Below are 8,348 nucleotides of genomic sequence, written 5' to 3'. Positions count from 1 at the left end.
GAGCGGTCAGGACCCGCGGCGGCGCCGGCCCCCGCGCCCGCGCCGCGCCCCGCGGCGCCGGCCAAGAAGGGCCGCTCCAAGGGCATGCTGCTCGTCGCCCTGCTCATCGTGGCCGCCGTCGGCGTCTACGGCGCGGGACTGCTCATGAACCACTCCGACGTGCCCAAGGGCAGCACGGTCCTCGGCGTCGACATCGGCGGCGGCACCCGTGACCAGGCCGTCAACAAGCTGGAGAGCGCGCTCGGCAAGCAGGCGAAGGCCCCGCTCAAGCTCGACGTCAGCGGCACGACGCAGGAACTGGCCCCCGACAAGGCGGGCCTGACCCTCGACACGCAGGCGACCGTCCGGTCGGCGGCGGGCAGCGACTACAACCCGGTCACCGTGGTCGGCTCGCTGTTCGGCGGCGCACGGGTCGTCGAGCCGGTGATCCCCGTCGACGACGAGAAACTGACCGCCGCCCTCACCGACCTGGCGGGCACTTCGGGCTCCGCCACGGAGGGCACGATCAAGTTCGAGCCCGGCAAGCCCGTCGCCGTGCCCGGCAAGGCGGGCCAGTCCCTGGACGTCAGCCAGTCGATGATCTCGGTGCGCGACGCCTACCGCACCCAGGTCCAGACGGGCAAGGTCAGCGTCGTCAAACTGCCGCTCACCAGCCGCGAACCCACCATCAGCGAGGCCGAGATCGACCGCGCGATGAAGGACTTCGCCAAGCCGGCGATGTCCGGGCTCGTCACGATCAAGGCGGGGAACGCCTCGATCCAGTTCGGCCCCGACCGGTCGCTGCCCAAGATCCTCTCGATGAAGGCCGTCGACGGGAAGCTCCAGGACAGCTACGACCTCAAGGCGCTCAAGGAGCTGTACGGCTCGGTGTTCGACGGCGTTCTGATCACCAGGGGCGACGGCTCGAAGACCGCGGTCACCCCGCAGGACGTGGCGGGCGCGCTGCGCGAGGCACTGCGCGGCAAGACGCAGGAGGAGCGCACGAAGGTGATCGAGACCGACCCCAGCTGACCCGGCGTCCGGACATGAGTCGTGGCCCTGGGATGACGGATGTCATCCCAGGGCCACGACCGTCGGCACTGCCGGAAGCGGGAGCGCGGCGGCCACGATGAGGGCATGACGACGACAGCCCCTCCCACCGCCACCGGCACAGCGGTGGCGAGCTTCGAGAACGTGAACAAGAGCTACGGAGACGTCCACGCGGTGGCCGGTCTCACGCTCACGCTCCACCCCGGCGAGACCGTCGCGCTTCTCGGCCCCAACGGTGCGGGCAAGTCCTCGGCCCTCGATCTGCTGCTCGGCCTCAGGAACCCCGACTCGGGCACCGTCAGCGTCTTCGGCATGAGCCCGAAGGAAGCCATCTCGGCGGGCCGGGTCGGCGCCATGCTGCAGAGCGGCGGCCTGATGGAGGAGGTCACGGTCCGCGAGCTGGTGAACCTCGCGTGCGCCCTGCACCGCAAGCCGTTCCCGGTCTCCGAGGTGCTGGCCAGGGCGGGCATCACCCAGATCGCCGACCGCAAGGTCAACAAGCTCTCCGGCGGCCAGGAGCAGCGGGTCAGGTTCGCGCTCGCCACCGCGGGCGCCAACGACCTCATCGTCCTCGACGAGCCGACCACCGGGATGGACGTCACGGCGCGGCAGGCGTTCTGGGCCACCATGCGCGAGCAGGCGCGGCACGGCCGTACGGTGCTGTTCGCCACCCACTACCTGGAAGAGGCCGACGCGATCGCCGACCGGGTGCTCGTGCTGTACAAGGGCAGGCTGCTGGCCGACGGCACGGCCGCCGAGATCAAGGCCAGGGCGGGCGCCCGCCGGATCTCCTTCGACCTGGACGGCGCGATCGACGAGGCAGCGCTGCGCGCGCTGCCGTCCCTCGGCGCGCTGTCCGTCTCCGGAACGACCGTCCGTATGCAGTCCCACGACGCGGACGCGACCGTGCACGGCGTGTACGGGCTCGGGCTCTACCCGCGCAATCTCGAAGTGGCCGGGCTCGGCCTTGAGCAGGCGTTCGTCGCCATCACCGAGGCCGAGGAGGCCAGGACCGCGTGAACACCCTGATCAAGCTCGAAATCACCCGCACCCTGCGGAACAAGAAGTTCATGTTCTTCTCGGTGATCTACCCCGCCGTGCTCTTCCTGGTCATCGCCGGGCCGCAGGACAATGCGAAGAAGGTGGCCGGCAGCGACCTGTCGCTCAGCTCGTTCTACATGGTCGCGCTGGCGTCCTTCGGGGCGCTCACCGCCGTACTGATGGGCAACAGCGAGAAGATCGCCAAGGAGCGCGAGAAGGGCTGGGTGCGCCAGCTGCGGCTCACCTCGCTGCCCGGACGCGGCTACGTCCTCGCGAAGATCGCCGGCGCGGCCGTGGTCAGCCTGCCGTCCATCATCGTCGTGTTCGTCATCGCCGCTTCGGTCAAGGGCGTCACGCTGGACACCTGGCAGTGGCTGGCGCTCACCGGCGTCATCTGGGCCGGCAGCCTGTGCTTCGCCGCGCTCGGGGTGGCCATCGGCTACGTCGCCTCCGGTGACGCCGTCCGGCCCATCACGATGATCATCTACTTCGGCCTGTCCATCCTCGGCGGCCTGTGGCTGCCCGTCTCCAGCTATCCGCAGTGGCTGCAGAACATCGCCGAATGGCTGCCCACGCATGCCTACGCGGCCCTCGGACAGGCCATCGAGCTGGGCGGCGCGCCGCATCTGAAAGACGTCGCGATCATGGTCGGATACTTCGTGGTCTTCGCGGGCGGCGCCGCCTGGCTGTACCGCAAGGACACACTGAAGGCATGAGCGAAGTGACCTTCTCCGGCGTCGGCATCGGCCAGTCACCCGACGGCCGCAGGCATTCCTTCGTGAAGCTGATGTGGTTCGGCATCTGGCTGGCCTTCATGGGCGCGCCGGTGAGCGACCTCTTCGACCACGACGGGTCGCCGTGGAGTGTCGTGCTCGGCGTGGTCGGCCTGGTCGCCTTTGTGGGCGTCTATCTGATGGTGATCTTCCGGCACACCGGACGGCCGCTCCGGCCACGCACCGTCTACAGCGCGCTGCTGTTCATGCTCGCCCTGGCGGTGCTGCTCTCCCTCACGCTGGACAGCGCGTGGCTGGTGCTCTTCGTCTACGTGTCGGTGTCGTGCGGCGCCGCGCTGCCGGTCCGGGTCTCCCGGTTCGCGATCCCGGCCGTCACCGGGGTGATGGCGGCCGTCGGCCTGCGGTCGGCGGACAACCACGACCTGCTCAGCGCGCTGGTGGTGCCCGCGCTGCTCGGCGGCTTCGCCATGGCGGGGGTGGGCCAGCTGGTGCGTACGACGATCGAGCTGCGCGAGGCGCGGGCCACCGTCGCCGAACTGGCCGCGAACGAGGAGCGGCTGCGGCTCGCCCGCGACCTGCACGACCTGCTCGGCCACTCGCTGTCGCTGATCACGCTCAAGAGCGAGCTGGCGGGCCGGATGCTGCCCGCCCACCCCGACCGGGCGGCCGAGCAGGTCGCCGACATCGAGCAGGTCAGCAGGCAGGCCCTCACGGACGTACGGGAAGCCGTGAGCGGCTACCGGCGGCCCACCCTGCCGGGCGAGCTGGCGGGGGCCCGTACGGCGCTGGCCGTGGCCGGTGTCACCGCCGACGTACCGCAGGACGTCCCGAAGGAGCTCGGTGCCACGCTGTGCGCCGAGTCGGAGACGGTGCTCGCCTGGTCGCTGCGGGAGGCCGTCACCAACGTCGTACGGCACAGCGGCGCCCGCCGCTGCGTCGTCTCGCTCACCCCCCGGCAGACCCTGGAAGGACCTGTGGTGGAGCTGACCGTCGAGGACGACGGACGCGGCGCGAGCGGCGCGGACCGGGGCAACGGGCTGACCGGGCTCGCCGAACGGCTCGCCCAGGTCGGCGGCACGCTGGAGGCGGGCTCCACCAAGGGCGGCTTCCTGCTCACCGTCCGCGCGCCTCTGGCCGTCCCCCTAAACTCCCCGGCATGAGCAGCGTGACCGGCACGACCCGCATGATCAAGGTTCTGCTCGCCGAGGACCAGTCCATGGTGCGCGAGGCCCTGGCGGCGCTGCTCGGCCTCGAACCGGACATCGAAGTGGTCGCCCAGGTCGCCAGGGGCGACGAGGTGCTGGCCGCCGCCCGTGCGGCGGAGGTGGACGTCGCGCTCCTCGACATCGAGATGCCGGGCATGACCGGGATCGAGGCGGCGGGCGAGCTGCGCGACGCGCTGCCCGGGGTCAAGGTGATCGTGCTGACCACCTTCGGCCGCCCCGGCTATCTGCGCCGGGCCATGGAGTCGGGCGCCGATGCCTTCCTGGTCAAGGACGCCCCGGCGGCCCAACTCGCCGAAGCCGTACGCAAGGTGCTGGCAGGGGAGCGGGTCATCGACCCGACGCTCGCCGCCGCCGCGCTGGCCGACGGCGCGAATCCGCTGACCGACCGGGAGCGCGAGGTGCTGCGGGCGGCGGCCGGCGGCTCCACCAACGCCGAACTGGCCGCGCTGCTGCACCTGTCCCAGGGCACCGTCCGCAACTACCTCTCCACGGCGATCCAGAAACTGGCCGCCCGCAACCGCACCGAGGCCGTCGGTATCGCACGCGAGAAGGGCTGGCTCTGACGGCCAGGATGCCCGGCGGCCCGGTCAGTTGAGCATCGCCCGCGCCGCGCGCGCCCTGCGGCGCAGCGCCTCCGCCGTGGACGGCTCGACCGCCGACACCACCTCGGCGTACTCCTCCAGGGCGGCGGCGCCCGCCAGATAGTCGCCCCGCTCGATGAGCAGCCGCGCCCGGTCGTAGCGCAGCCGCGCCGGATGCGCGGGCAGCAGCAGGGACAGCTCGACCGCCCACAGCGCCACGTCCGTACGCTCCGGCCGGGCCGCCGCCCAGGCCCGGATGTTGTTCAGGATCCGTTGGACGATGTCGAGCGGATCGGCGGGGACCGGCGGGCCAGGCGGCGGGGGAGCGCCCGTCGCGGCGGTGACGAGCCGCGTCGCGTCGTCGCCCGTCAGCAACTGACCGCCGGCGAACGGGTCGGCCAGCACCCGCTCGGCCGGGTCGCCGAAACCGACGACGAAATGGCCGGGCAGCGCCAGGCCGTACACCGGGGCGCCCGCCCGTCGTGCCACCTCGATCCAGACGACGGAGAGCAGGATCGGCAGCCCGCGCCGCCGTCGTAGCACCTCGGGCAGGAGCGAGGACTCCAGCAGCTGGTAGTCGGCGCCCGAGCCGTGGAAGCCCAGCCGCGCGCCCAGCAGTTCGGCGAGCGCCGCCGCCCAGGCGCGCGGTCCGGTGAGGCCGAAGGGCAGCAGCCCGGCCAGCCGGTCCAGCTCCATCTCCGCCGCGTCCAGCCGGGCCTCCACAGCGGCGTCGTCCTGCCCCTGGCCGGCCTCGGCGCCGATCAGCAGGCACAGCGCCGCCAGATCGGGGCGCTCGGCGCGCGCCTCGTCGGCGAACCGCCGCCGTCGGCCCGCGGCGCCCGGCTGCTGTTCCGGCTCGTCCGGTTCTGATTCGTCCGGTTCTGGTTCGTCCGGCTGTTCCGGCCTCATACGCGACCCGTACCCGTTCAGGAGAAGCGGAAGTGCTGATACCGGTGATGGGTGACGAAGCCCAGGCGGTCGTACATCGCACGCGCCGCCTCGTTCTCCGTCTCCACCTGGAGCCAGGCCGCCGAAGCGCCCTGCGCCAGCGCGTCACGGGCGAGGGCCGTCATCACGGCGGTGGCAAGCCCCTGGCGCCGGTGGGCGGGGTCCACCTCCACCGCCATGAAACCCGCCCAGCGCCCGTCGACGACACACCGGCCGATCGCGGCCGGCGTCTCCGTAGCGCCGGGCACGGTCGCGAACCGGACGGAGGGAGCCGTGTTCAGCACGTGCAGCACCTCGGGGCCCGGCGCGCTGAACCGGTGGTAGCCGCGCAGCCAGCTCTCGTCGCAGACCGGGCGCAGCGCGACCTGCTCGGCGTCCGCGTCGGGCGCCGCCTCGGCCAGCGGCGCCAGCGCGCCGATCCGTACCTCGACCGACACCTCGGCCACCCAGCCGCGCCGCGCCAGCTCGGCGCCCAGCAGCTCCTGGGCGCCCTCGGCGCCGCTCGACACCTGGATGTACGGGGGCAGCCCGCGCGCCCCGTACCAGGCGCGCACCCGCTCCAGCGCCTCGTCCAGCGGCAGCCCCGGGTCGCCCAGCGGCACCACGGAGTTGGCGCGCCGGGTGAAGCCGCCGGAAGCGCCGAGCCGCCAGTCGCCGAGCGACTCAGTCTCGGCCGGCTGCCAGGCGCGCGCGCAGACGTGGGCCAGCTCATCGAAGGACGCGGCGGGACCCCGCCGTCTGGCGGGCGCCGCCGGTACGACCTTGGCGGCCACGACCGCCGACTCGGGGATGCTGACACGCTCGCCGGTACGGCGTGTGACGAGGACCACACCGTCGTCCCACGATGTGAGAACACCCACCGTGTCGGTGAACTGACCCGCGCCGGGGCCCGCGCCGGTCAGCTGTCTGACTGATACGCGTTTGCCCACGTCGGTGGGGGTCACCCGGACTTCGAGCCGGCCTCCGGCGCTGAATTCCACAGCTGTGCCCACCCCTCCTGTTCGGATCGTGCCCAAGAACGGAGATACTAGGTGGCGGGCATCGACGACGCCGCGCTCCCGCGCGCCTGTGGACGGAGCCGCACATCGGCCCGCCGCCGCCCTATCGAGGAGGAACGACAGCGTGACCTACGTCATCGCGCAGCCTTGTGTCGACGTCAAGGACAAGGCGTGCATCGAGGAGTGTCCGGTCGACTGCATCTACGAGGGCTCCCGGTCCTTGTACATCCACCCGGACGAATGCGTCGACTGCGGGGCTTGTGAGCCGGTCTGCCCGGTCGAGGCGATCTTCTACGAGGACGACACCCCGGACGAGTGGAAGGACTACTACAAGGCGAATGTGGAGTTCTTCGACGAACTCGGTTCGCCCGGCGGTGCCTCGAAGCTCGGTCTCATCGAGCGCGACCACCCCTTCATCGCCGCGCTGCCGCCCCAGAACGGCTGACAGCGCACCGCACCGGCCCCGTACGGCACTGCTCGCCGTACGGGGCTGAGGCGTTGGCGTCCGCTGAGCCGGCGGCACGAGGCCGCCCGCAGGCGGACGCCGGTACGAGCACGTCCGTACGAGAAAGAGTGAGCACCGTGTCCGCAGTCTCTGCCCGCCTGCCCGTCTTCCCCTGGGACAAGCTGGAGCCCTACAAGGCGACTGCCGAGGCCCATCCGGACGGGATCGTGGACCTGTCCGTCGGGACCCCGGTCGACCCCGTCCCCGAACTGATCCAGCGGGCACTGGCCGGCGCCGCCGACTCGCCCGGCTATCCCACGGTCTGGGGCACGAAGGCGCTGCGGGACGCGCTGACCGGCTGGGCCGTGCGGCGGCTCGGCGCGCGCGGGGTGACCCATTCGAACGTGCTGCCGGTGGTCGGCTCCAAGGAACTGGTGGCCTGGCTGCCGACGCAGCTCGGCCTCGGCGCGGGCGACCGGGTCGCGTACCCGCGGCTCGCCTACCCGACGTACGAGGTGGGGGCGCGGCTCTGCGGCGCCGAACCCGTCCCGTACGACGACCCGACCGAGCTGGACCCGGCGGGGCTGAAGGTCCTCTGGCTCAACTCGCCGTCGAACCCGACGGGGGCGGTGCTGGCCAAGGATGAACTGACCAGGATCGTCGGCTGGGCGCGCGCGCACGACGTGCTGGTCGTCAGCGACGAGTGCTACCTGGAACTCGGCTGGGAGGCCGAGCCCGTCTCGGTGCTCGACCCGGACGTCAGCGGCGGCACGTACGAGGGCCTGGTGGCCGTGCACTCGCTCTCCAAGCGCTCCAACCTGGCCGGCTACCGGGCCGCCTTCCTGGTGGGCGACGCGGCCGTGCTCGGCGAGCTGCTCCAGATCCGCAAGCACGGCGGGATGATGACGCCGGCGCCGGTGCAGGCGGCGACGGTCGCCGCGCTCGGCGACGACGAACACGTCGCCCGGCAGCGGGAGCGGTACACCGCCCGGCGTATCGCGCTGCGCGCGGCGCTGGAGTCGCACGGCTTCCGCATCGAGCACAGCGAGGCGGGCCTGTACCTCTGGTCGACGCGCGACGAGCCGTGCTGGGACACCGTGGCGCACCTCGCCGAGCTGGGCATCCTGGTCGCCCCTGGTGACTTCTACGGGCCTGCGGGCGAGCGCCATGTGCGGGTCGCGCTGACGGCGACCGACGAGCGGATCGAGGCCGCGGTCAAGCGACTCGGCTGAGCGCCGGCCGGTGCCGTGGCGCCGCGCACGACCGTGAACGACCGCGAAGGGCCCGGGGAGACGGAAGCTCCCCGGGCCCTTCGCCGCGCTACGCCGGTGTCAGCCGATCGGCAG

General features: G+C 72.2%; 8 protein-coding genes and 1 pseudogene. 7 read left to right on the top strand and 2 right to left on the bottom strand.

From position 1 onward, the window contains the following. From HY68_RS04925 to HY68_RS04905, 5 genes and pseudogenes are all read left to right on the top strand, one after another. A pseudogene (locus tag HY68_RS04925) lies at nucleotides 1–1,011 on the top strand (hypothetical protein); the annotation flags it as partial. A gap of 105 nt (nucleotides 1,012–1,116) precedes the next feature. Beyond that, nucleotides 1,117–2,049, top strand: a complete 933-nt coding sequence (locus HY68_RS04920) for an ABC transporter ATP-binding protein (RefSeq protein WP_041984841.1) — start codon at nucleotides 1,117–1,119, stop codon at nucleotides 2,047–2,049. Then, complete coding sequence (locus tag HY68_RS04915) at nucleotides 2,046–2,786, top strand: ABC transporter permease (RefSeq protein ID WP_041984838.1); 741 nt, start codon at nucleotides 2,046–2,048, stop codon at nucleotides 2,784–2,786. The genes HY68_RS04920 and HY68_RS04915 overlap by 4 nt, the downstream gene beginning before the upstream one ends. Then, entirely contained in the window at nucleotides 2,783–3,964 is a 1,182-nt protein-coding gene (locus tag HY68_RS04910) for a sensor histidine kinase (protein ID WP_041984836.1), read from the top strand. The genes HY68_RS04915 and HY68_RS04910 overlap by 4 nt, the downstream gene beginning before the upstream one ends. Next, on the top strand, nucleotides 3,961–4,593 hold the full coding sequence (locus tag HY68_RS04905) for a response regulator transcription factor (protein WP_041984834.1): 633 nt from the start codon (nucleotides 3,961–3,963) through the stop codon (nucleotides 4,591–4,593). The genes HY68_RS04910 and HY68_RS04905 overlap by 4 nt, the downstream gene beginning before the upstream one ends. A 24-nt stretch (nucleotides 4,594–4,617) precedes the next feature. On the opposite strand, the gene HY68_RS04900 is transcribed toward HY68_RS04905, so the two are convergent. Then, nucleotides 4,618–5,520: a transglutaminase-like domain-containing protein gene (locus HY68_RS04900; protein WP_041984831.1), complete on the bottom strand. Its 903-nt coding sequence runs from the start codon at nucleotides 5,518–5,520 to the stop codon at nucleotides 4,618–4,620. 17 nt (nucleotides 5,521–5,537) lie between these two features. After that, nucleotides 5,538–6,539, bottom strand: coding sequence for a GNAT family N-acetyltransferase (locus tag HY68_RS04895; RefSeq protein ID WP_041984829.1), 1,002 nt, complete (start codon nucleotides 6,537–6,539; stop codon nucleotides 5,538–5,540). A 142-nt stretch (nucleotides 6,540–6,681) separates the two neighbouring features. On the opposite strand from HY68_RS04895, the gene fdxA reads away from it, so the two are divergent. Further along, nucleotides 6,682–7,002, top strand: coding sequence for a ferredoxin (fdxA, locus tag HY68_RS04890; protein WP_018845645.1), 321 nt, complete (start codon nucleotides 6,682–6,684; stop codon nucleotides 7,000–7,002). Between the two features lie 137 nt (nucleotides 7,003–7,139). Beyond that, nucleotides 7,140–8,234 (top strand): succinyldiaminopimelate transaminase, encoded by a 1,095-nt coding sequence (gene dapC, locus HY68_RS04885; RefSeq protein ID WP_041995176.1) that lies wholly within the window; start codon nucleotides 7,140–7,142, stop codon nucleotides 8,232–8,234. Nucleotides 8,235–8,348 lie beyond the last annotated feature (114 nt).

The organism is Streptomyces sp. AcH 505 (assembly GCF_000818175.1).
Lineage (GTDB): Bacteria > Actinomycetota > Actinomycetes > Streptomycetales > Streptomycetaceae > Streptomyces.
Note: the sequence above shows the minus strand (reverse complement) of the source record. Positions and strands in the feature narration are given on the sequence as shown.

What these genes read in the sequence shown, in the direction of transcription:
- HY68_RS04920 (WP_041984841.1), top strand. Translation starts at nt 1,117, where the DNA reads ATGACGACGACAGCCCCTCCCACCGCCACCGGCACAGCGGTGGCGAGC.
- HY68_RS04910 (WP_041984836.1), top strand. Translation starts at nt 2,783, where the DNA reads ATGAGCGAAGTGACCTTCTCCGGCGTCGGCATCGGCCAGTCACCCGAC.
- HY68_RS04905 (WP_041984834.1), top strand. Translation starts at nt 3,961, where the DNA reads ATGAGCAGCGTGACCGGCACGACCCGCATGATCAAGGTTCTGCTCGCC.
- HY68_RS04900 (WP_041984831.1), bottom strand. Translation starts at nt 5,520, where the DNA reads ATGAGGCCGGAACAGCCGGACGAACCAGAACCGGACGAATCAGAACCG.